This is a genomic window from Undibacterium sp. 5I1 (assembly GCF_034314085.1).
In the GTDB taxonomy this organism is placed as follows: domain Bacteria; phylum Pseudomonadota; class Gammaproteobacteria; order Burkholderiales; family Burkholderiaceae_D; genus Undibacterium.
Genome location: NZ_JAVIWI010000001.1, coordinates 1,261,035 through 1,283,764, shown reverse-complemented (window position 1 = coordinate 1,283,764; position 22,730 = coordinate 1,261,035). Strand labels below are relative to the sequence as shown.

General features: G+C 45.9%; 23 protein-coding genes and 2 pseudogenes. 13 read left to right on the top strand and 12 right to left on the bottom strand.

Going from position 1 to position 22,730, the window contains the following annotated elements; all coding sequences use genetic code 11:
- Nucleotides 1-186: 186 nt before the first annotated feature.
- Nucleotides 187-1,281 (bottom strand): serine/threonine protein kinase, encoded by a 1,095-nt coding sequence (locus RGU72_RS05795; protein WP_322118829.1) that lies wholly within the window; start codon nt 1,279-1,281, stop codon nt 187-189.
- Nucleotides 1,282-1,371: 90 nt separating this feature from the next.
- Here RGU72_RS05795 and RGU72_RS05790 point away from each other — a divergent pair, with 90 nt between their 5' ends.
- The 3 genes from RGU72_RS05790 to RGU72_RS05780 all read left to right on the top strand — a co-directional run bounded on the left by RGU72_RS05790 (nt 1,372) and on the right by RGU72_RS05780 (nt 2,997).
- The gene (locus tag RGU72_RS05790) at nt 1,372-2,070 is read left to right on the top strand and encodes a UPF0149 family protein (protein WP_322118828.1); all 699 of its coding nucleotides are present in this window, start codon (nt 1,372-1,374) and stop codon (nt 2,068-2,070) included.
- A 122-nt stretch (nt 2,071-2,192) separates the two neighbouring features.
- The gene (locus tag RGU72_RS05785; RefSeq protein WP_322118827.1) at nt 2,193-2,447 is read left to right on the top strand and encodes an acyl-CoA-binding protein; all 255 of its coding nucleotides are present in this window, start codon (nt 2,193-2,195) and stop codon (nt 2,445-2,447) included.
- Between the two features lie 118 nt (nt 2,448-2,565).
- On the top strand, nt 2,566-2,997 hold the full coding sequence (locus tag RGU72_RS05780) for a GNAT family N-acetyltransferase (protein ID WP_322118826.1): 432 nt from the start codon (nt 2,566-2,568) through the stop codon (nt 2,995-2,997).
- Nucleotides 2,998-3,089: 92 nt separating this feature from the next.
- Here the strand turns inward: RGU72_RS05780 and RGU72_RS05775 are convergent, their stop codons facing one another.
- The gene (locus RGU72_RS05775) at nt 3,090-4,079 is read right to left on the bottom strand and encodes a D-glycerate dehydrogenase (RefSeq protein ID WP_322118825.1); all 990 of its coding nucleotides are present in this window, start codon (nt 4,077-4,079) and stop codon (nt 3,090-3,092) included.
- A 432-nt stretch (nt 4,080-4,511) separates the two neighbouring features.
- Between RGU72_RS05775 and fdxA the strand changes: the two genes are divergently transcribed.
- Nucleotides 4,512-4,835, top strand: a complete 324-nt coding sequence (fdxA, locus tag RGU72_RS05770) for a ferredoxin FdxA (RefSeq protein WP_322118824.1) — start codon at nt 4,512-4,514, stop codon at nt 4,833-4,835.
- 100 nt (nt 4,836-4,935) lie between these two features.
- Complete coding sequence (locus RGU72_RS05765; protein WP_322118823.1) at nt 4,936-6,006, top strand: NAD(P)/FAD-dependent oxidoreductase; 1,071 nt, start codon at nt 4,936-4,938, stop codon at nt 6,004-6,006.
- Between the two features lie 77 nt (nt 6,007-6,083).
- Here RGU72_RS05765 and RGU72_RS05760 read toward each other — a convergent pair whose 3' ends face one another.
- Nucleotides 6,084-7,208 (bottom strand): two-component system response regulator, encoded by a 1,125-nt coding sequence (locus tag RGU72_RS05760; protein WP_322118822.1) that lies wholly within the window; start codon nt 7,206-7,208, stop codon nt 6,084-6,086.
- 67 nt (nt 7,209-7,275) lie between these two features.
- On the bottom strand, nt 7,276-11,556 hold the full coding sequence (locus RGU72_RS05755; protein WP_322118821.1) for a response regulator: 4,281 nt from the start codon (nt 11,554-11,556) through the stop codon (nt 7,276-7,278).
- A 352-nt stretch (nt 11,557-11,908) separates the two neighbouring features.
- Here RGU72_RS05755 and RGU72_RS05750 point away from each other — a divergent pair, with 352 nt between their 5' ends.
- The 3 genes from RGU72_RS05750 to nth all read left to right on the top strand — a co-directional run bounded on the left by RGU72_RS05750 (nt 11,909) and on the right by nth (nt 14,696).
- A complete protein-coding gene (locus RGU72_RS05750; protein ID WP_322118820.1) occupies nt 11,909-13,144 on the top strand; it encodes a polyhydroxyalkanoate depolymerase in 1,236 nt (411 codons plus the stop codon).
- 191 nt (nt 13,145-13,335) lie between these two features.
- Nucleotides 13,336-14,010 carry an electron transport complex subunit RsxB gene (gene rsxB, locus RGU72_RS05745; RefSeq protein WP_322118819.1) on the top strand — a complete coding sequence of 225 codons (675 nt, stop codon included), beginning with the start codon at nt 13,336-13,338 and terminating at the stop codon, nt 14,008-14,010.
- Nucleotides 14,011-14,048: 38 nt separating this feature from the next.
- Complete coding sequence (gene nth, locus RGU72_RS05740) at nt 14,049-14,696, top strand: endonuclease III (protein ID WP_322118818.1); 648 nt, start codon at nt 14,049-14,051, stop codon at nt 14,694-14,696.
- A 278-nt stretch (nt 14,697-14,974) separates the two neighbouring features.
- On the opposite strand, the gene RGU72_RS05735 is transcribed toward nth, so the two are convergent.
- On the bottom strand, nt 14,975-15,556 hold the full coding sequence (locus RGU72_RS05735) for a malonic semialdehyde reductase (protein WP_322118817.1): 582 nt from the start codon (nt 15,554-15,556) through the stop codon (nt 14,975-14,977).
- A 184-nt stretch (nt 15,557-15,740) separates the two neighbouring features.
- On the opposite strand from RGU72_RS05735, the gene RGU72_RS05730 reads away from it, so the two are divergent.
- Nucleotides 15,741-16,169, top strand: a complete 429-nt coding sequence (locus RGU72_RS05730; RefSeq protein WP_322118816.1) for a DUF1841 family protein — start codon at nt 15,741-15,743, stop codon at nt 16,167-16,169.
- A gap of 68 nt (nt 16,170-16,237) precedes the next feature.
- Here RGU72_RS05730 and RGU72_RS05725 read toward each other — a convergent pair whose 3' ends face one another.
- Nucleotides 16,238-16,594 carry a cytochrome c gene (locus RGU72_RS05725; RefSeq protein WP_322118815.1) on the bottom strand — a complete coding sequence of 119 codons (357 nt, stop codon included), beginning with the start codon at nt 16,592-16,594 and terminating at the stop codon, nt 16,238-16,240.
- A gap of 26 nt (nt 16,595-16,620) precedes the next feature.
- Complete coding sequence (locus RGU72_RS05720; protein ID WP_322118814.1) at nt 16,621-16,953, bottom strand: c-type cytochrome; 333 nt, start codon at nt 16,951-16,953, stop codon at nt 16,621-16,623.
- A 318-nt stretch (nt 16,954-17,271) separates the two neighbouring features.
- Between RGU72_RS05720 and RGU72_RS05715 the strand changes: the two genes are divergently transcribed.
- Entirely contained in the window at nt 17,272-18,126 is an 855-nt protein-coding gene (locus RGU72_RS05715; RefSeq protein WP_322118813.1) for a MoxR family ATPase, read from the top strand.
- A 111-nt stretch (nt 18,127-18,237) separates the two neighbouring features.
- On the opposite strand, the gene RGU72_RS21390 is transcribed toward RGU72_RS05715, so the two are convergent.
- Nucleotides 18,238-18,303: a hypothetical protein gene (locus tag RGU72_RS21390; protein WP_369124344.1), complete on the bottom strand. Its 66-nt coding sequence runs from the start codon at nt 18,301-18,303 to the stop codon at nt 18,238-18,240.
- A gap of 31 nt (nt 18,304-18,334) precedes the next feature.
- Nucleotides 18,335-18,484, bottom strand: a pseudogene (locus tag RGU72_RS21385) (type II toxin-antitoxin system CcdA family antitoxin); the annotation flags it as partial.
- A 253-nt stretch (nt 18,485-18,737) separates the two neighbouring features.
- Here RGU72_RS21385 and RGU72_RS21380 point away from each other — a divergent pair.
- From RGU72_RS21380 to RGU72_RS05700, 3 genes and pseudogenes are all read left to right on the top strand, one after another.
- A pseudogene (locus RGU72_RS21380) lies at nt 18,738-19,106 on the top strand (FRG domain-containing protein); the annotation flags it as partial.
- Nucleotides 19,107-19,160: 54 nt separating this feature from the next.
- The gene (locus RGU72_RS05705; RefSeq protein ID WP_322118811.1) at nt 19,161-19,679 is read left to right on the top strand and encodes a hypothetical protein; all 519 of its coding nucleotides are present in this window, start codon (nt 19,161-19,163) and stop codon (nt 19,677-19,679) included.
- Nucleotides 19,680-19,701: 22 nt separating this feature from the next.
- The gene (locus RGU72_RS05700) at nt 19,702-20,556 is read left to right on the top strand and encodes a hypothetical protein (protein WP_322118810.1); all 855 of its coding nucleotides are present in this window, start codon (nt 19,702-19,704) and stop codon (nt 20,554-20,556) included.
- 65 nt (nt 20,557-20,621) lie between these two features.
- Here RGU72_RS05700 and pip read toward each other — a convergent pair whose 3' ends face one another.
- From pip to moaE, 3 genes are all read right to left on the bottom strand, one after another.
- Nucleotides 20,622-21,581, bottom strand: coding sequence for a prolyl aminopeptidase (gene pip / locus RGU72_RS05695; RefSeq protein WP_322118809.1), 960 nt, complete (start codon nt 21,579-21,581; stop codon nt 20,622-20,624).
- Nucleotides 21,582-21,701: 120 nt separating this feature from the next.
- Nucleotides 21,702-22,094 (bottom strand): fluoride efflux transporter CrcB, encoded by a 393-nt coding sequence (gene crcB, locus RGU72_RS05690; RefSeq protein WP_322118808.1) that lies wholly within the window; start codon nt 22,092-22,094, stop codon nt 21,702-21,704.
- A 183-nt stretch (nt 22,095-22,277) separates the two neighbouring features.
- Entirely contained in the window at nt 22,278-22,727 is a 450-nt protein-coding gene (moaE, locus tag RGU72_RS05685; protein WP_322118807.1) for a molybdopterin synthase catalytic subunit MoaE, read from the bottom strand.
- Nucleotides 22,728-22,730 lie beyond the last annotated feature (3 nt).

The window sequence follows — 22,730 nt, the reverse complement described above, 5'->3', positions numbered from 1 at the left end:
TTTCAAAAGTGAAGGAATGGCAGCATTTTAACGGATAGCCCGGCATCGCCAACACGGCATCTGCAAAAACGCTCCAGACGGTTTGCAAGAATTCGGTCTTTGCGCTTTGCGTTAGATATTTGCTCGCGCCCTTATGGCAACGAATTTCAAGTTGCCATAGTAAGCTGCCACATCAGTTGGCAGCAATTAAACTACCAGCGGCGGTTCATCCATCAAGGCAACTTGCTCTCGTAATTCTAAAATCCGGTCTTGCCAATAACGCTGGGTATTGAACCAAGGGAAGGCTTGCTTGAATGCCGGATCATCCCAACGCTGTGCCAGCCAGGCGGAGTAGTGCAACATACGCAAACTCCGCAGCGCCTCAATCAGATGCAACTGACGTGGCTGGAATTCAAAAAAATCTTCATAGCCAAATATGATGTCACTTAGCTGAGCCGTCATCTCTGCTCGCGTACCTGATAATAATAACCACAAATCCTGTATCGCCGGCCCCATGCGGCTATCGTCAAAATCCACAAAATGCGGACCGGTATCCGTCCACAAAACATTACCGATATGGCAATCGCCGTGCAAACGAATCTGGCTGACTTGCCCTGCCCGCTCAAATGCCTGCGCTACGCCGTCCAACACCAATTGCGTGACGCTGGTATAGGCCGCCAATAAATCACGCGGCATGCCGGCATATTCCAATAAATAGGCTCTTGGCACATGACCAAAAGTATCGAGGTTTAAGCCAGGTCGGTGCTGATAAGTCTGCTGCGCACCTACCGCATGGATACGTCCGATAAACCGCCCCAGCCACTCCAGCGTTTGCGGCTGATCCAACTCCGGCGCTCGCCCTCCTTGCCTAGGGAAAACCGAAAACCGAAATTCTTGATACTGATGCAGGCTTTGGCCATCCGCAGATACCAAGGCAGGTACGACCGGGATTTCTTGCGCAGCTAATTCACGAACAAACTGATGCTCCTCCAAAATCGCAGCATCGGTCCAGCGTTGCGGGCGATAAAACTTGGCGATCAAGGGCGGCCCGTCCTCCATTCCTAACTGATATACACGGTTTTCATAGCTGTTTAGCGCTAGTAAGCGACCGTCGCATTGAAAACCTGCCGCATGTAAAGCGTCCAGCGCACATTCAGGCGTGAGTCCGGCGAAAGCATGAGTGGTGGCGTCGGAGGATAAGGAGTGATCTGATGCCTCTTCCAGCAAAAAATCAGGCTGGCGATCGTCATCATCATCCAGATCGGGGGTAATTGAATTATTGGGAGAAATTGATGTGCTCATGGCTGGCATTGTACGTTCAAACTCTCCACGAACGAGAGACAAAGCGCTACACTTCCGGTATTTCACCCAATAACAATCAAGAGCACTCTTATGCACCTCGACGAACCCCTCAGCGACAAAGAATTTAACGAACTGGACAAATTTTTGATGTCCGACCGTGTAGGCGACGACGGCATGACCATGGATGCCTTGCATGGCTACCTGACCGCCATTGCCATCGGACCAGAAATGATCCCGATGAACGAATGGTTGCCGCTGGTCTGGGGCTTGCCCGACCAAGCAGAACCAAAGTTTAAAACGCCAAAAGAAATGGAACGCATCACCACGCTGATCGCCCGTTTTATGAATGAAATCCAGATCACATTTGAAGTCGCGCCGCAAGAGTTTGAACCCCTGTTTTGCGTCATGGAGCAAGATGGCAAAGAGTTGATTGATGGCGAAACATGGGCCTGGGGCTTTTGGGAAGGCATGCAATTGCGCGAGGATGAGTGGGAGCCAATCTGGGAATCCGCTATCGCGCCCTTGCTCAATCCTATCTATTTACTCGGCGCAGAAGAGATCGAAGAAGAGGAAGTGAAGCTGGTGGATACGCCGCAAAAATGTCACCTGCTCGCCATCGAACTGGAGGCGGCTATCCCGGAAATCCGCCGCTTCTGGGCACCATTACGGAAATCAGGCGTGGCGACAGTCAAGCGTGAGAGTCCGAAAGTAGGTCGCAATGATCCCTGCCCTTGTGGCAGCGGTAAAAAGTTCAAAGCTTGTTGTGGCGCTGAACCGACGATACATTGACCTAGCTAGCTTGACCATTTTTCAAGAGGTAATTGATTGAATATTTACTCTAGTGAACTACTATGGACTGAATGGCAAGTATGCTACTTTGATGCTTTCCATTCAAGATTACGGAGTACTAAATGAGCCTGCAAGAACAATTTCTCCAAGCGTCAGCCGATTCAAAAAATTTGCCAGAGCGCCCTGACAACATGACGCTGCTAAAAATTTATGGCCTGTTCAAACAAGGCAGCGCAGGTGATGCAACTGGTGATCGTCCTGGTATGACTGACTTTGTGGGCCGTGCCAAATTTGATGCATGGCAAGCACTGGCAGGCACCTTACAAGAAGACGCGATGCAGCAATATATTGATCTGATCAATGGCCTGAAAGATTAAACCGAAGCTGAATTTAAGGTTCGCTTTAAGGTTCGCTTTAAGGTTCGTTTTAAAGTTCGTTTCTAAATGTCACTTCGATTTAAAGCGAACCAAACTCCTTCATTCATCCCACATTACAATGCATATTTCCACCGACAAATCCGCGCTGAACATTCCCCTGATTCATGATTTTTTGTCGCAGCATGCGGCGTGGGCCAAGGGGATTCCTCTAGCCACGGTGCAGCGATCGATTCAACATTCATTTTGTTTTGGCGGCTATCTTGAAGGTGAACAAGTCGCTTTTGCCCGCGTCGTGACTGACCACGCTACTTTTGCCTACCTGGTAGATGTATTTGTCGTGCCAGAACAGCGCAGCAAAGGGTATAGCAAACTGCTGATTCAAGCCGTTATAGAACATAGCGAGCTTCAAGGTTTGCGTCGATTTATGCTAGCGAGCAGTGATGCGCGCGGGCTGTATCAAAAGTTTGGATTTCAGGCACCCGCCAAACCTGAGATTCTGATGGAAATCAACCGCCCTAATCTCTATCTCACCCAACAAGTGGACAAATAATAATATTATAAATAAGGGGAGTATTTTTAATTGTCCAGACTTTATCTGGACAATCTGACATAAAACAATCATACACCCGACCAGTATAGTATTTAGGCAAGCATTCCAGCAATCGCATCAGGATTCAGTAAGTTAGGTGGTCGTTGCTTACTCAAAGCAGCGACCAAATTACTCGCCGCACAATTCGCCATCGCCCTCCTGGTGGCCTCTGATGCACTGGCGATATGCGGTGTGAGGACTACATTCTCCAGATTTAATAAGTTGGGATTAAATTTCGGCTCATTCTCAAACACGTCTAAACCTGCCGCCGCAATCGTCTTGTTACGCAAGGCTGCAATCAAGGCCGCATCATCCACTATCCCGCCACGCGCCAGGTTGACTAGCGTTGCAGTTGGCTTCATCATCGCTATCTCGGCGGCACCGATGGTGTGATGTGACGCAGCTGAGTAAGGTAACACCAGCATCACATGATCTGCAGTCCTCAACAAATCCTCTTTACTGACATAGCTAGCGTTGTTTGCATGCGCCTCTTGTTCTGTGCTCAGACGCGAACGATTATGGTAAATCACCTTCATATCAAACCCCATGGAGCGCCGAGCGATCGCCTGCCCTATTCTGCCCATGCCAATGATTCCCAGAGTAGCGCCGTGCACATCAGCGCCCAAAAAGCCATCATAGCGCCACTTAGTCCATTTGCCAGCGCGTAGCCAATGCTCTGCCTCTGTCACGCGACGAGCTGTCGCCATCAACAATGCCCAGCCAAAATCGGCGGTAGTTTCGTTTAATACATCCGGCGTATTACTCACCATGACGCGATGTGCCGTGCAAGCAGCAACATCAATATTGTCGTAACCAACTGCCATCTGCGCCACCATTTTTAAGTCAGGCAATTGGGTCAATAAGGCTTCGTTAATTTTGGCGCTACCAGTACATAACAAGCCCTGCTTTCCGTTTAACTTTTCAGCCAATTCCTGTGCTGAAAAAATATGATCATCCTGATTTGATTCAACCTCAAAATACGTAGATAACTGCTCTAACACGTCTGGAAAAATTGCTCGTGAGACTAAGATGGAAGGTTTCATTCGTATCCTGAATAATTTAATAATTTTTTGGCTATTTGGCTATTTGGCCGATCGGATTTTTAGGCCTTACAAGCAGCTAACGGTCTTAACGGTTATTTATATCAAAATGAGTTTAACGCTGAATATGGCAAAAAATGCTGCTTTTGAGTAGGATCAAAAAATTTCATTCAAAACAGTGCTTTAATTGATGGAGGTACAAAGTTATTGGAATTCAGCGTAGCAAGCGTTGCTCTACCCATTTTATGAAATTAAAAAACACAAAAAAGGCTACAAAAAGCACATCGCCAATCACACATACCGAATTTGCTTATGCGTAATTTATCTAAGCCTAATTTGTGAGTTAGCTCAAATTGCCTTAAAATGCAAGGCTTTGCAGCCTATGCCCTCTATTGGCTGCGCCTTACACCCTCACAATAGAAAAGAAGGACTGTTATGACCCACGTTGTGACCGAATCCTGCATCCGCTGCCGCTATACCGATTGCGTTGATGTTTGCCCAGTAGACTGCTTCCGTGCAGGCCCTAACTTCCTGGTGATTGATCCGGATGAATGCATAGACTGCGCAGTATGCGTTGCAGAATGCCCAGTTAACGCGATATATGCAGAAGAAGACGTGCCGGCAGATCAACAGCAGTTCATCAAGATCAATGCAGATCTGATCCGCACCTGGCCATCAATTACCAAAACAACCAGTCCTCTGCCAGATGCAGATGACTGGAAAGATGTCAAAGATAAATTGCAATTTTTGACGCGCTAATTAGCATTCTTAGCCGTCGTGCTTCAGTACCGACTATCAGTGCGGATACTGTAAGCGCTGCAAGCACTGTCTCAATCAATATCAGGAAATACCAAGTCGTATGGAAAACAATAAAGCAAATCCAGCAACCGGCGTCATCGAAGCAGATGCCGTCATTATCGGCGCTGGTCCAGTCGGTCTGTTCCAAGTATTTGAACTCGGCTTATTAGAGATCAAAGCACATGTCATCGATTCACTCGCCGTTGTTGGCGGCCAATGTGTAGAACTGTACCCAGACAAACCGATTTACGATATTCCGGCTGTGCCTGTTTGTACAGGCCAAGAATTGACTGACAATTTACTCAAACAAATTGAACCATTTGAGCCGACCTTCCATCTTGGACAAGAAGTAAATCTGGTCGAGCGTCGTGAAGATGGTCGCTTCAATCTGGAAACATCGGTCGGCACGCGCTTCATCACAAAAACTATTTTTATCGCAGCTGGTGTTGGTTCTTTCCAGCCGCGCACCTTAAAAGTCGAGGGTATTGAAGCTTTTGAGAATAGCCAGGTGTTTTACCGCGTAAAAGACCCAAGCAAATTCCACGGCAAAAATCTAGTGATCTGCGGCGGCGGTGACTCTGCCTTAGATTGGGCATTGAATCTGGTTGGTAAAGCAGAATCTGTCGTGGTGTTACATCGCCGTGACGACTTCCGCGCAGCACCCGCATCTGTCGCCAAAATGAAAGAATTGTGCGATAACTACGAGATGCAATTAGTGATCGGCCAAGTGACCGGTATCGAAACTAAAGACGATCTGCTATCAGAGATTAAAATCACCGGTGCAGATGGCGTAACGCGTCGCATGCCAGTGGATAATTTGCTGGTGTTCTTCGGACTGTCGCCAAAGCTTGGCCCTATTGCTGAATGGGGTCTGGATATTGAACGCAAACAGCTCAAAGTAGTGAATACAGAGAAATTTGAAACCAACGTGCCGGGTATTTTTGCCGTCGGCGATATCAATACTTATCCAGGCAAAAAGAAACTGATTTTGTCTGGCTTTCACGAAGCAGCACTGGCAGCATTTGGCGCAGCACCATATATTTTCCCTGACAAGAAAATTCACATGCAATACACCACAACCTCGCCTAAACTACACAAAATTCTGGGTGTTGAAACACCAGTTTTTGACTGAAAATTGTTGTAGTTAATCATTGATTCAACTTCGTTCTTAAAATAAAAAAACCGTAGCGAGCTACGGTTTTTTTACGTCTAAAGAATCATCTCCTCATGCTCACTCTCGCGGAACTGTTCTGCAATTTCTTTAATCTCTTCGGTAATCAACAAGAATGCATTGAGTATGTCAGGATCAAAATGTGTGCCATTACCTTTTTGCATGATATCAATCGCTTCATCATGAGTAAATGCGGGCTTATAGACTCGTTTAGAAATCAGTGCATCATAAACGTCAGCCACCGCCATTAATCGGGCTGATATCGGGATTGCGTCTCCGGATAAATTTTCTGGATAACCAGAGCCATCCCATTTTTCTTGATGCGAGTAGGTAATCTCTCTGGCAAAACGTAAGAACTCATTGCTCTCACCAAGATATGCCTCTACGGACAAAATTGTTTCACGACCATAGGTAGTATGTAACTTCATGATCTCGAATTCATCAGAAGTCAATTTTCCGGGTTTAAGCAAAATATGATCTGGTATCCCCACTTTACCGATGTCATGCAAAGGAGCAGATTTATAAAGCAATTCAATATTGGCATTGGTCAGCAAATCACTGAAGCGTGGATGACTCTTCAATTTTCTGGCTAGCGCTGCAACATAATTTTGGGTACGGCGAATGTGATTTCCTGTTTCGTTATCACGGGTTTCAGCAAGAGAAGCCATGGCCATAATAATCGCGTCCTGCATCTTAGCTAACTTGCGAGTCCGGTCTTCTACCAGATGTTCCAGATTTTTATTTTGATTTTGTAATTGCTGTCTGGCTTTTACCAGATTGATCTGTGTAGCGACACGAGCCAGGACTATAGGCGGGCTGATCGGTTTGCTGATGTAGTCAACGGCGCCGAGACGCAAGCCCATCTCCTCATCCTGAACCTGACTCTTTGCAGTCAAAAAAATGATCGGGATGTCCTGAGTAACCGTCTCTAGTTTTAAACGGCGACAGGTTTCATAACCATCCATCTCTGGCATCATCACGTCTAGCAAAATCAAATCGGGAGCCGGTAATACGTTCGCTATTTGTAGAGCCTTAAGTCCATTGGTGGCGATTTTGATCTTATATTGATCTTTCAGCAAAGCAGATAATAAAGAAATATTGTCTGGGGTGTCATCGACAATCAATACTACTGGCCTCATATTTTGCTCAGCTATCTCGCTCATTTTCGTCCCCAATATAAACTAAATTTCATCTAATTAATTTCGCTCTGCAGGTACTAAGCATATCGTTTCAAGTCAGACTATAAGCGTTTGAAGTAGCTCCCGACTCAAGGGCTAATAAGGCAGCATCAAAATCAAATTGTCTTATTGAACGCATGATTAACTTATATGCATCCGTACCCAAAGCCGAACTGAGAGCGCCACTTGAATCAAGGATAAAGTCAACCGCTTCGCCATCATAGTCGCGTAAAAGCTGACTACATCTTTCCAAAATTGCTTGTACGGATTCACGGTCAATTTGCGGCACTTCCTGCACGACTATATGGATCGTTTGTTGCTCAGCATCCTGAGCTATTTTGGTTTGGATCGCATTGATGACGATATTGAGTTTATCCTCAGATTGAGTCAGCAATGTATCTAATTCTGTAATTTCGACTTTTTTATGAAGCCTCGTCTCTAACAACTCAGCCAGCGCTTGTATATCATTGGCACCGATTAGACCTGCAACCCCTTTTAAGGTGTGTGCCAGGCGCTCTGCGTGTACAACGTCGGTAGCAACCACGTCACGAATTTTTTGTATTGCTCCTCTTTGGTCATCACAGAAGCGAGTTAGCAACTCAAAGTAAAAAGCCCGGTTTCCTAGTGTTCTGCTTAAACCTTCCTCAACATTTAGTCCTTCAATGTCAAATTTCTCAGCACGATCTTCCCGAGTAGCCTGGATAGCTGGAGGACTCAACATTATTTTTCCAGGGCACCAATGAGAAATCGCGTTATATAACTCTTTAGGATTAATCGGTTTTGCCAGATGCGCATCCATACCTGATGCAAAGCAGCGCTCTTTTTCTTCTACCATTGCGTGTGCAGTCATGGCGACGACAGGTAAATTATTAAAGCGTGGATCTTTTCTAATGATATTGGTTGCCTCATGCCCATCCATTTCCGGCATTTGTACATCCATGAAAACGATATCGTAGTGGTTGACATTAACCGCCATTAAAGCGTTGATGGCGAGTCGTCCATTGCCTGCAACATCAACCTTAATCCCGGATGCCTCCATTAATTCAACAGCGATCTGCTGATTAATTTCATTATCCTCAACCAAGAGTACCCGTAAATCTGAGAAATGCGGCACCACTACACCATGATTGGCCGGTGCAGATTTTTTACAAGACGAAACTAACTCAATCAAACAATCAATTAAAGTTGATGCGTTTACTGGCTTTGTTAAAAAACCATCTGGTGAAGCGACATCTTCTCTATGACTAAATTCCTCGTAGCCGTGATTGCTGACCAAAACAACTAAGGGTTCCAATGACAATGATCCATCGCGTTTTAGATAGGTAGTAAGTTCTAGCCCATCCATTTCTGGCATATGTAAATCAGCAAATACAATGTCATACGGATGTTGACTATCATTTGCGCGCACGGCAGCCAATGCTGCAGCTCCGCTATACACTTGATCAACTTCGATTTGCAAAGCAGAGAGCATTTCTATGAGAATGTCAGCCGCAGCAGGATTGTCGTCCACAACGAGCAAACGCATGCCATTGATGGCATTTGGCAATACCAAACGCTCTTCCGCATGAGCTGCTAAGCCAAACCAGGCCGTGAAATATACTGACGTGCCTTTACCCGGTTCACTACGCAATCCAATGTCCCCGCCCATCAATTCAACCATACCTTTAGAAATTGACAGTCCAAGACCGGTACCACCAAATTTACGAGTGGTAGATTCATCGGCCTGACTAAACGCACGGAACAGTTTCGCAGATTGTGCCTCAGTCATCCCAATGCCGGTATCGGTCACCATAAATTTTAATTTAATTCTGTCACCTTGTGATTCGACTTGCTCACAGTTGACACAGATTTCACCGTGCTCGGTAAATTTGATTGCATTATTAATCAAGTTGATCAATACCTGACCTAGCCGCAAAGGGTCACCTACAAGATGACGTGGGATACGTGACGGTGCCCGGAATAAGTATTCAAGACCTTTCTCATAGGCCTTATCACTGGTCACTGCAGAAATATTATTTAAGACGTCATCCAAATTAAAGTCGACTTGCTCAATATCGAGCTTGCCAGCTTCAATTTTAGAAAAATCTAAAATATCATTAATAATGCCCAGCAAAGAAATCCCCGCTTTATGAATTTTTTCAACATAATCCTTTTGCTTGGGACTAAGTTCTGTTCTTAATGCCAGATGCGCCATCCCGATAATGGCATTCATTGGAGTGCGAATTTCATGACTCATGTTTGCAAGAAACATGGATTTAGCTTCGGTCGTTTCTTCTGCATGCAAACGTGCCAATTCAGATTCTTTAAGTTCGGTCTGCATTTGCAAGGTCTGCAAACGTATTTGTTCTGCCATACTCTCTTTGAGCTTTGCCTCCAATATTTTTCTTTGTGTAACGTCCGACACAAAAGATAAAGTCGCTGGCGCACCTTCCCAATCAATCAATACGGCAGATAGCTCCAGCCAATGAATTGCTTTGGTCTGACTATTTTCTATTCTGAATTGGTAATACTGCTCAACATCTTCCCCACGTAACCGTCGGGTATGATGATCCATTACCATCGCCCTGTCATCGGGATAAATCGCCGTCATAAAAGGAATTTGTTTCAGTTCCGCCGCGTTATAGCCTGTAAGTCGTTCAACTCTTGGATTAGCAAATACAATCCCGCCACCCTGAACCACAAGTATGCCTTCTGTGACGTTATTGATTAATTGGCGGTAATGCTGCTCTGATTTATATAAATCTTCCTCTAACTGTCGCCTGGCAGAAATATCCATTACTACCCAGACCGTACCATGAGATAAATTATTTTTATCAACAGCACGACCAGAGAAATGTACCCAAAATAAACTGCCGTCACTGCGACGCATGCGCAATTCACTTTCATACGCCGCGCCGCGCATAACTGCCTCGCTTACATGCGCGCCTGATTCTAAATACAGTTCACGTGTAGGATAAAAAGGTTCTAACGACGACCCTAAAACAGTTTCACGGTCAACACCAAAAATCTGGCATAAAGGTGAATTAACCCACTGCACCCGACCTTGATTATTCAAAAACACCATTCCGACTATAGAATTTTCGAGGATAGTTTCGCGCTCGGATAACATACGCTTCAGCTCGTCGTCCAGTTGCTTACGTTCAGTAATCGCCTCCTCTGCCATGGTTCGGGCTAGCTCGGCCTCCCTCAGCTCATTTCGGATATGTAGTGTTTGCACATGCACACGGCTAGCTTGTCCCTGTGCTTTAGCAAACAGATCGAGGTAACGGGTTTGCTCATCAAATGCTTGTTGCCAATCACCTGTTTCAGCAAAAATTTCTGATAGTTCTTTCATCGCCCGCAACGGCATGTAGATATAGCCACCCATATCTTCGACCGCTTTACGTAAGTGAATAACGGCATCACCGTAACGTGCATGACGACGGTGCAGATGTCCACAAACCCACCAGGTATAGGGTTTTAAATGCGTATCTTCAAATTGATCAAGCATCTGAACTGCTGTGTCGCTAAGCTTATCAGCCTCCGCCAGTTGTCCACGCATTGCCAAGGTATAAGCGGCTACCGATAAGAAGAATGCGCGATTGGCTTTATCAAGACTTTCATCTGTTTCTATATCGTCGATATATTCAGCAATTGTCTGATAGGCTTCCTCGTGCTTATTCAGCGAGACCATGCATAATGCCAACATGGTTGAAATAAAAGGTGCCAACCACCGTTCCGACGATGCTTTAGCAATATCCCGAGCTTCTAATAATAAGGTCTCTGCATCCTCAGCATTGCCGCTAACATAAAATATCTCACCAAGATTGGCGGTGACTTGTGCGACCCGATTAGAAATATTAAATGCGCGTGCGTGGCGCAAAGCGGTATAAAAATGACGGATCGCTTCTTCGGTAAAAACCAGTGCCTGGGATAGGATGCCAAGAATATTAAAAACTAAAATAGCGATGCGACTAGGCTTGCTATCTAGGTGCGGCAAAATACGCTGATGACAAATGTCGTAAGCCTCACGAGTCAGGCCACGTCGATATAAAACGGCGACCGATCCGAATAAAGCCATCAGCATGCAGTCGCAGTCATGCAAGATCTCAAATTGCTTTGCCAGACGAGCAAATTCAGGCTCTGCTAAGTCAATTTTTTTATCAAAGAAATTGGCAAAGGCATACAGTAATTCTGCACTTAGCCGCATGACCTGGTCATCTTTTTCTTCCGCTTGCAATAGAATTTCTGCGGCAACATCGCGACCATCATCAGCGCGATCACGCATAAAATCTAGCGCGTCGTAACAACGTTGATGCCAATCAAATTCGACGGAAGAGGTGTGATCATTCATTCTGTAGCCTCATGTTAATTCCCCCCAAAAAATGAGGGTAAAAAAATACGCTATGGACAGGCTGCTTTGATTTTAATACCTAGTGCACATGCAATATTTCAATTAAATTTTACAACGCAAGACCTGATGCATTTCAATAGATAAATCGCTTCAACAGAAATAAGTGCTTGATTTATCGTGCAGAACTCATCATCTTGTAATTAAATTAAACATTTAACACTAATTTACACGACAACAACAGTCAAATGTTTGGCTTTGCCCCAAATTTTCCAAACTGGTTTATGATGCATTGCAATAAGGTAGAGTAATTTCTCTAATCCTAAGTTGATACACCTAGCAGAAAGAGATCATCATGCTTTATCAATTTCATGAATTGAATCGTGCGTTTCTTAACCCAATAACACAATGGGCAGAAGCGTCCTCTAAGCTTTTTTCTAATCCAATTTCACCTCTTGCACATTCGCCATACGCACAACGTATTGCCGCTGCGTATGAGCTGGTTTATCGCCTTGGTAAAGATTACGAAAAACCACAGTTTGATATCACTTCAACGATCATCGAAGATAAAACGATAGAGGTTGTACAGTTAACCGAAGTAGAAAAACCATTTTGTAAATTATTACATTTCAAGAAAAATTTACCTGAAAAAGAACTGGCAAAGTTAAAGCAGCCTAAAGTCTTGTTGGTGGCTCCACTGTCTGGACATCATTCCACTTTGCTACGCGATACCGTGCGTGGCCTGCTGTCGCAGCATGATGTGTATATCACCGACTGGATTGATGCTCGTATGGTGCCTTTAAGCGATGGTGCTTTCCATTTACATGACTATATTTATTACGTACAAGATTTCATCCGTCTGCTAGGACCTGATGTGCATGTAGTTTCTGTGTGTCAGCCAACCGTGCCTGTACTGGCTGCTATCTCACTGATGGCAACAGCCAAAGATCCTAAATTACCAAAAACCATGACCATGATGGGCGGTCCGATAGATCCACGCAAATCGCCGACCCAAGTCAATGATCTGGCAACGGAAAAGAAATTCTCTTGGTTTGAAAATACCGTAATTTATAGCGTACCCGCCAATCATCCTGGTTACGGTCGCAAGGTTTACCCCGGCTTTTTGCAGCATGCTGGATTTGTTGCAATGAACCCTGATCGCCATGCACAAAGTCACTGGGATTTCTTCCAACATCTGATGAAAGGTGATGACGAGTCTGCAGAGCAACACCGTAAGTTTTATGATGAATACAATGCGGTATTGGACATGCCAGCTGAATACTACTTAGAAACCATTAAAATTGTTTTCCAAGATTTTGATTTACCAAAAGGCACCTGGGATGTGGAAGGTAAATTAGTTCGTCCACAAGATATCAAAACCGTTGCACTGTTCACAGTTGAGGGTGAATTGGACGATATTTCCGGCGCTGGTCAAACTCAGGCTGCACATGATTTGTGTAGTGGAATTCCTGCCAAGATGAAACAAGATTTTGTGGCACCAGGATGCGGTCACTATGGTATTTTTGCTGGCCGACGCTGGCGCGAAGTCATCGCACCGAAGATTGCAGAATTCATTAAAGAACACTCTTAATTTGCCTATATCCAATTAGCAAGGTGTAATAACATCAATCCGGCAAGTATTTGCAGGCGAAAAAAGCCTGCAAATACTTGCCGGATTTTTTAGTCTTTTCAAAATCGATTCTGATTATTTGATTATTTTTTTATGTGCATCGTATTTAGACGGATAATGAGTGCTTCCGTTGATGCAAACATTTCCAGCTTGTGATTCCCATACTCAATCTTGCCGATCAAATAGAAGATCTATTGCCGCAAACTCAGTGTACTAAGTGCGGTTACCCAGCATGCCGCCCTTATGCCGAGGCGATCGCCAATGCCAGCGCCAATTACAATCAATGCCCACCCGGCGGCCAGGAAGGCATACGGCGCTTAGCCAACTTACTCGGCAAGCCCGTGATTGCCCTGGATGTCAGCCACGGACACGAAAGGCCAAGACCTGTTGCCTTAATTGATGAAGCCTACTGCATTGGATGCACACTCTGTATCCAGGCTTGCCCGGTCGACGCCATCATGGGCGCGGCCAAACAGATGCACACGGTATTGCCGATGTTGTGCACTGGATGTGATCTGTGCGTCGCGCCCTGCCCGGTTGACTGCATCAGCATGGTCGAGCTTACGCCGGGCAAGACTGGCTGGGACGCATGGTCGCCAGAGCAGGCAAATCAGTCGCGCAAGGCGTATCACTTCCGTCAGGATAGACTCAAAAAAGAACAACAAGAAAATGACGACAGACTCGCCTCCAAAGCAACGGCTAAGTTAAACGCCTTGATGGATGAACCCACGCTAACTCCGGAACAAATCGCTGATCGTGATCGCAAAAAGGCCATCATCACTGCTGCGATAGAACGCGCACGCCTTAAAAAGCTAGAGTCAAACTAAGTCCTAAGCTCAGATCAAAATACAAATCCAGACCCGACATGAACGCAGCCAAACGCCAGATTATTTTCAGCCGTTTTAAAGAGCAAAATCCGCATCCAACCACTGAGCTGGAATACACCAGTCCGTTTGAGCTCTTGATTGCCGTATTGCTATCGGCGCAATCCACCGATGTGTCTGTCAACAAGGCCATGCGCAAGCTGTATCCGGTGGCTAATACGCCAGAAAAAATATTGGCGCTGGATGTCGATGGTCTAATTCCTTATATTCAGACCATCGGTTTGTTTCGCACCAAAGCTAAAAATGTTATCGCCACCTGCCGCATTTTGATTGAAGAACATCACAGTGAAGTTCCCAAAGAACGTGCTGCATTAGAGGCATTGCCAGGCGTCGGTAGAAAAACGGCGAATGTCGTGATGAACACCGCTTTTGGTGAGCCAACCATTGCGGTGGATACGCACATCTTTCGTGTGAGTAATCGTACTGGCATCGCGCCGGGCAAAAACGTCGATATTGTCGAAGAAAAATTACTCAAATTTGTCCCGACAGAATTCAAACTCGATGCGCATCACTGGCTTATTTTGCATGGGCGCTATACCTGCCTGGCACGCACACCCAAATGCTGGAATTGCATGATTGCTGATTTATGCGACTACAAACATAAGACACCGTTACCCAAAGGCGCTTAAAGCTCAACCAGGCGGAAGCCGCAGGGAAGGAAGTGATCGCGGATAGAAACGACATCGATCAATGATGCCATCGCAAGGCTATACGCTTCCACATACTCCCTATTATTTTCATAAAAATACCTTGATTGTCCAATGATTAATTGGACAATATAAATATACTACCCAAGGGTATTTTATTTAACCCACAAAAAAACGCAGAAACCACATTGTTAAATGTGCTTCTTGCGCTTTTCTCGCCACAAAAAAACAGCCGAGATATTGACCGCGTCAATAACGCTTTAAACGATCTTGCAAGCTTCCTCAAAATCCAGACGTGGCGAACGTGGAAATACTTTTGCGATATCGCCATAACCAAGATTGCAAATGAAATTGGCCTTGACCTCCGTGCCAGCGAAGAAGGTCGCATTGACTTTATCCGGATCAAAACCCGACATCGGGCCGCAGTCCAAACCGATTGCCCGTGCCGCCAGCATCAGATAAGCGCCTTGTAATGACGAGTTGCGAAATGCCGTCGCATCAATCAAACCCTGATTGCCGACAAACCAAGAACGTGCATCCGCGTGCGGAAATAACTTTGGCAGTTGTTCATAAAACGCCATATCCATACCGATGATGGCGGACACTGGCGCAGTCTTGGTTTTCTCCACATTGCCTGGTGCCATGCAAGCGAGTAGCTTGGTTTTTTCTTCTGTACTTTTAACAAAAATCACACGTGCGGGTGAACAATTTGCCGAGGTCGAGCCCCATTTCATCAAATCATAAATCTGCTGCAATTGAGCGTCGCTTACAGGCTTGTCCAGCCATTCATTATGGGTGCGGGCTTTGGTAAATAAGGTATCCAGATGTTCGGTAGTCAGCATGGTGTTTCTCCTGTTGATCGATAAAAGCACAGCGAAAGCTCACGTGGGCAGTCCAGTGTTGGCTGCGGTATCGCAGCGCTTTCTGAAGCGTCCTATGGCTGGCGAATGATACTCCAGACCAAACCTCAATTCGACAAACTCAAATAATCGTACAATAAGGGCATTCTCGATTTTATTGCCTGCCATGTTCACCCCAAGCCAAGACGATGTACGCCGCTTTTTTTGCGAGACTCACCGCAAATCTCATGCAAGAGAAATTTTAACCCCGCTCGAAAGTATTGCCGCCGACTGGATCAATCAGCATCCTGAATACCACGAGGTATTTAGTGATCTGGATTCCGCCTTGGCCGCCGATTACAGCGTCATGCAAGGAGAGACGAATCCCTTTTTGCATTTGTCCATGCACTTAACGATCAGCGAACAAATCTCGGTAGATCAACCTGCAGGCGTGCGGTTCGCATTTCAGCGTCTGGCGCAAAAAACCAACTCCGAACATGACGCCCATCATCAGATCATGGAGTGTCTGGGCGAAATGATCTGGACTTCGCAACGCACAGGCATGCCGCCCGACGGTGCGGCGTATATCGACGCTTTAAATCAACGCGCACGCTGATCCAATCTCACATAAAAAAAGCCACGACGACCGTGGCTTTTTTTTTGCATCAAGCAAACAGACGATACTTATTTCTTCATCACCAGGCTACCGGGCAAGCTGCTCAGATATGCGGAGATGTTTTCGATATCGGTATTAGACAAGGCTTTTGCCTGTCCACCCATGATCGCATTGCCACGACCATTCGGTGCATTGACACCATGCTGATACGCCTTTAACGCATGAGCGATGTAATCCTGATGCTGACCAGCCAATTTTGGATAAGTTGGATCGATTGGCGAATTGTAATCCTTACCGTGGCAAGCAAAACACGCTGCTTTTTCAGTAGCAGCTTTACCCGCTGCAATATCGCCACCCGCAAAAGCACTGGCTGACGTTCCTGAGATAGCGGACAACAACAAAACCGATAAAGTGAATTTTTTCATAATGGCTCCTATTCTTATTTTTATACTTATTTTTGCATTGAGTAATAAGCCGCCAAATCAGCAATATCTTGATCAGACATGCTGCCAGCAATACCGCGCATCGTTGGATGCTTGCGGTCACCTTTGCGATACGCTTGCAAAGCGCTTTCGATGTACTTGGCAGATTGACCACCAATCATCGGCACTTGGAAAACTTCAGGATAAGTTGCCTTATAACCAGCAATAGCGTGGCAACCAATACACATAGCGACTTTATTTTCAGCGGCCTTGGCATTGCCAACCACATCTGCCGCAGAAGCAGCCTGGGCGACACTCACCAGGGTGAGAATTGCGAACAACTGTGTGAACAATTTTTTCATATTATCGAGGAGTGAATGATCTAAAGGGCGGGTTAATCCAAAGCAGTATTTTAGCTGATTACCTTGCAATTTGCCTATGAATAGCGCGCTTGCCACACATAAACTACCAATTTCTGAACGTTTTTACGTAATAAAAACGACAGACAGCAGCTCAGGCGACCATCTAGCCTTAGGCAACAGCAGCAAAAATAGAACAGTCGTTCACAACAAATGGCGTTCTCGCTTATACTCAATTATCGCTGTTGCACAACAACAAGCTAATGATCAATCTGCTCCAACTAGACCACTTCCCTATAAACCACTGAATCCGACCAGACCATGACACAGCCTACCCGCTTTGATGGCGCACAAAATTATGTCGCGACCGATGATTTGAAACTGGCAGTCAATGCCGCCCTCACCCTGCAACGCCCATTGCTGATCAAAGGTGAGCCCGGCACCGGCAAAACCATGCTAGCAGAAGAAGTCGCGGCGGCACTCAATATGCCGCTCCTGCAGTGGCACATTAAATCCACCACCAAAGCGCAACAAGGTTTGTATGAATACGACGCCGTATCGCGTCTGCGCGATTCGCAATTAGGTGACGAGCGCGTTAAAGACATCCACAACTACATCGTCAAAGGCGTCTTGTGGCAAGCATTTACCGCCGATCAGCCAGTCGTCTTGCTGATTGATGAAATCGATAAAGCAGATATTGAATTCCCGAACGATTTGCTGCGCGAATTAGACCGCATGGAATTCTATGTCTACGAAACCCGCGAAATGGTGCGCGCCGTACATCGCCCGTTGGTCATCATCACATCAAATAACGAAAAAGAATTGCCCGATGCCTTCCTGCGTCGTTGCTTTTTCCATTACATCAAGTTCCCGGAAAAAGAGACGATGCAAAAAATCGTCGATGTCCACTTCCCAAAATTAAAAAGCGATCTGCTCGCCAGCGCGCTACAAACTTTTTATGAAGTCCGCGAAGTCAGTGGTCTGAAAAAGAAACCATCCACATCAGAACTGATCGACTGGCTCAAACTGCTTTTGGCAGAAGACATCCCGGCAGAAGCACTGCGCAGCAAAGACAACAAACTAGCAGTGCCGCCACTGCACGGAGCCTTGCTCAAGAACGAGCAAGACGTACATCTGTTCGAACGTCTGGTATTTATGTCGCGGAACAACCGCTAAAAATTTACCGCAATATGTTGCCATTGCGCTGCCACTGCATCAATTAATTGCCGTGGCAGCAGCGCCAATCAATTTACGGATTTTTATTTTCATCAACGATGAACTGAGACATCAAAAACTCCGAAGACCATCGCTGAACACGCCGCCCTTGTCTATGGATTCGTTTTGTGCAGTAATAGCATTCCGGTTTTTGCGCCAACCAAAGTTCAGCCTGTTTCAACTTCATTTGATTAATCAGCGCCACTTCTAAGATGCTGAAAAAATTAATATCCAAGTCGCCAGCACGTTTGAGAAAATCACTATTGATGCTCAGGTTTGTTGTTTTTTTGGGTGCATTTTGATCGTATAAAGCTGACATTGCTTACTCTATATTCAGTTGCAGATCAGTATTTAGACATAATCATGCACGTGGCTTCTGCCTATAAAGATGTGATGTTGAACTGATAAACGTGATTTTGTAGGTGTGATGTTTTTGTGTTTTTGTGTATTTGGTTATACTGTGCATTTAATCAGTACAACCAAATATATCTAGCGTTCATCAGCGTTTCACGATATCTAGAGCAAGTTTGCTATTTTTCCTCGGACGGTTATTATTGCAAAAAGAAAATTAAATCACGTTATGCCTTTATGACAAAATTATAAGTATAGTCACAAAACGTTTTCAAAATGCAAAAGGAGCAATTGCATTTCTTGAGGCACTGGCTCATGAGCCAAACGATACTTTCGTATTCCGGGGACATGAAAATAGTTCATACCGTCTCGTAAACACTTGGCAAAGGCACTGTTCAACCCCTCATGAAGATTGGAAGTCTGATATTGATGAAGCGCTCACAGCGTACAGAGTTGGCTTAGAAAAACTGGGCATCGATTCATTTGATCACACGAACAGATTTGAAGCACTGGAGCATGGGAGACATCATGGCGTCCCAACTCCTTGCTTAGATTTTTCCTACTCTCCTTACGTCGCATTGTTTTTTGCGTTCAATGGGACACGAGTGCTAAGGGAAAAAGCGGCATATTCTGTGGTCTACGCATTGAACATTAAGCAACTCGCAGAAGCATGGGCGAGAGAAATTCACAACTCGATGGACAGCATCGATAAATACTATAAAGCGATCCATGAATTTCAATATACCAAGGCTGAAGACTTCAAGAACGGATTTCCCACAAATTGTCTACAATTCATTCCATTCCCTGGACGTTCTAACAAACGAATGCAACGGCAGCTAGGTTGCTTTATTTACGACACGCTTTGTTATGGGAATATGGGCTTAGTAGACCTTGAAGACTACATAGAAAAGAAAGTAGAGACTTCCTTCTTTAACGGTGTGGAAACAAGACCCGGCAAGCCCATACTTACGAAAATATTCATAAACCAAGCAGCGACTTCAGATGTATTTACCCGTTTAGAATTGATGAACATAACGGGAGGTAACCTCTACGATAGCGCTGATGGTGTGGCGTTAGATGTAAAAAACGCATATAACTACAATCCGAAATTTTCATACTTCAGAGATATTGTGCCGCCTCCGCTGGATAACACAAAGGTATAACCCATCATTCAACCGGACATGCGTGAAAAGCCGTGCAGACCGGTTAATTCAAACATTAGAAAAACCCATGTACAGCGATTCAGTAATACCTTTCTATTCATATAATAACGACAAAAAAAAATACCAATCCGTTGGTAGCGCAGTACTTGTAATGCACCGTACCCAAATGTTTTTCATAACTGCTGCACACGTCATGGAGAGCCTAAAAGGAGAAAAGACATTCATATATTTCGAGAAAACGTTCTACGAAGTCGGAGGGCTTCCCGCATTTCTTTCAGACTGCTCAATATTTCCGAGCAGGGATGATGACCCTCTCGATTTGGCGGCTATCCCTCTTCCAGAAGGGCTTGTTAAGGATTGCATTCTGGATAAATTCATAACGATTGATAAGTATCTGGCTGGCAATTCAGTTCCCTCACCATTGTTTCAGGCAATTGGCTTCCCCCATTCAAGGAATACAAAGGCGGTTAATAAAACAGCAAAAATTCTTGGAGAGTTCCGATCCGAAGGTATGCGTTATACCGTCACGGACGTTAGCGCGCGGTCATTTCCATATAAGAATTTTTGCGAGCGATACCACATTGCAACATGCTTAACAAAAACCGGCCAGATTCAAGGAGCGCGTACTCACGCGGACATTCCTGATCTTCACGGGATTAGCGGCGGCTTGCTGCAGAAAGTTACCGACTATAATCCAACCACGGATGGTTTTGATATCGCTTATCCCGCGGGAATAATTTTAGAAAAGAAACGCGATAACTCAGCGCTTTTCTCATTGCGCTTGGCGGCGGTATTTGAATGGTTGGATATTCATTGGGAATATCTTCAAACCCTATGGTCGATCGAACCTGCGCAAGAAGCTACGCAGTCCGATTAGCTTTACTTCAACTAGTTACGCATTGCCATGGAGCAAATTCGATCTAGCTCACAAAATTGAATTCCCTAAAAAAACCGCCCACCAGTTTTAAATTCCTCCGTCGCCTTCACCAACGCACTCGCAATCCCCGGCTCCATCGCAGCATGCCCCGCATCGCCAATCACGTGGTAGGCGGCTTCTGGCCAGGCCTGATGCAGGCGGTAGGCTGATACTGGTGGGCAGATGACGTCGTAGCGGCCTTGCACGATAACGGCTGGCAGATGGCGGATTTTGCCAATTTGCTGAATCAACTGGTCTTCTTCCATGAAGGCTGCGTGCAGCATGTAATGTGCTTCTAAACGACCGATGCCGAGGCTGATGGCGTCGGATTCAAAGTCTTCAATCGCTTGCGGCTGCGGCTCTAGGAACAGGCATGATCCTTCGTAGCGGCTCCAGTTGCGGGCGGCTTCCATGTAGATTGCCGGGTCGTCACAAAACAGGCGCTTTACGTAGGCTTGCAGCAGATCGTGGCGTTCTTCTGCGGGAATGGCGTCGGCAAAGCGCTGATGCACTTCGGGATAAAAATTGCCCATGCCGTTGACGAACCAATCGACTTCCGCCTTGGTGCACAAGAAGATGCCGCGCAGGATGAAGCCGAGGCAGCGTTCCGGATGCGCTTCGCCATAGGCTAGCGCCAGCGTGGAGCCCCATGATCCGCCGAAGACCAGCCAGTCGGAGATGCCGAGCATGACGCGAATTTTTTCAATATCGTCGATCAGGAGCGGCGTCGTGTTGTTGCGATATTCGCCTAACGGTGTAGATTTGCCAGCGCCGCGCTGATCGAACAGGACAATACGGTAATGCGTCGGATCAAAAAATCGCCGGTGCGTAGGCGACGTACCACCGCCTGGTCCGCCATGTAAAAACAGCACTGGCTGCCCGTCGGGATTGCCGCATTCTTCCCAATACAGGGTATGCAATTCATCGACCTGCAAGCTGCCAGTTTTGTAGGGTTCTATTGGTGGGAACAGTGATAAGTTAGTCATAAGTGAGTGCAATCAGGTTAAATAGAAAATAAATACTAGGGGACTGTATTTTTAATCGTCCAATGATTATTTGGACGTAAAGGTATGAATTGGCACATACTCCCCTGTAAATACCATATTTCAGGATAAATGAGTCAATCCACGCCAACTGGCAAATCCGGCGAAACACAACAAAATAGAACCAAACAAATGCAGGCTGGTGTGCAATAGGGCGACGGCATAATCGCCGCGCTGTAATAGCCCCATGGACTCTGCCGAGAAAGTGGAGAACGTCGTCAAGCCGCCCAAAAATCCGGTAATCACCAGCAAGCGCCATTCGGGCGACAGATGCGGATTGGCAGAGAAAAATGCTACCGATAATCCGATGATGTAACTACCGCCGAGATTGGCAAGTAAGGTGCCCATGGGGAAGGATGGATGCGTGGCGTTAAGCCAGATGCCCAAGCCCCAGCGCAGCCAGGCACCAAGGGCAGCACCCAGACCGACTGCGAGAAAACTGAGGGTGTTCATCATTATGAGCAATCAAGGTTGGTGAGAGTTAAAGCAGGTGAATACAAAAGCGAGTGAGAATGAATGCAGGAGAGAAAAACATATACTCCCCATTATTTTTACTAAATATGCCTTATTGTCCAATGATTCTCTGGACGATTAAAATATACCCATTACCAGTATTAATTTAATGGCGCTAAATCTCTCTTACTTCCACTTATCCAGCGCCTTATCATCCGTCTCCCGCGCATCAACCCAGCGTGCGCCTTGCGGGGTTTGCTCTTTCTTCCAAAACGGTGCCTGCGTCTTCAGATAATCCATCACAAATTCACAAGCGGCAAAAGCTTCGCCGCGGTGTGCCGATGCAACTGCCACCAAAACTATCTGATCCAGAGGCTTGAGCGAACCGACCCGGTGGATCACCAAAGCGTCCAGCAAGTGCCAGCGCGCGTGGGCTTGCTGAACAATTTGCTCTAGGGCTTTTTCTGTCATGCCGGGATAATGCTCCAGCTCCATGGCATGAATATCCAAGCCGTCATTCAGATCGCGCACCAGACCAACAAAGCTGACGATGGCACCGATGGCAGGATTGCCTGAACGGAGTTTGGCCAGTTCGGTACTGGCATCAAAATCGTCGGTTTGTACAAAGATAGGCATTGC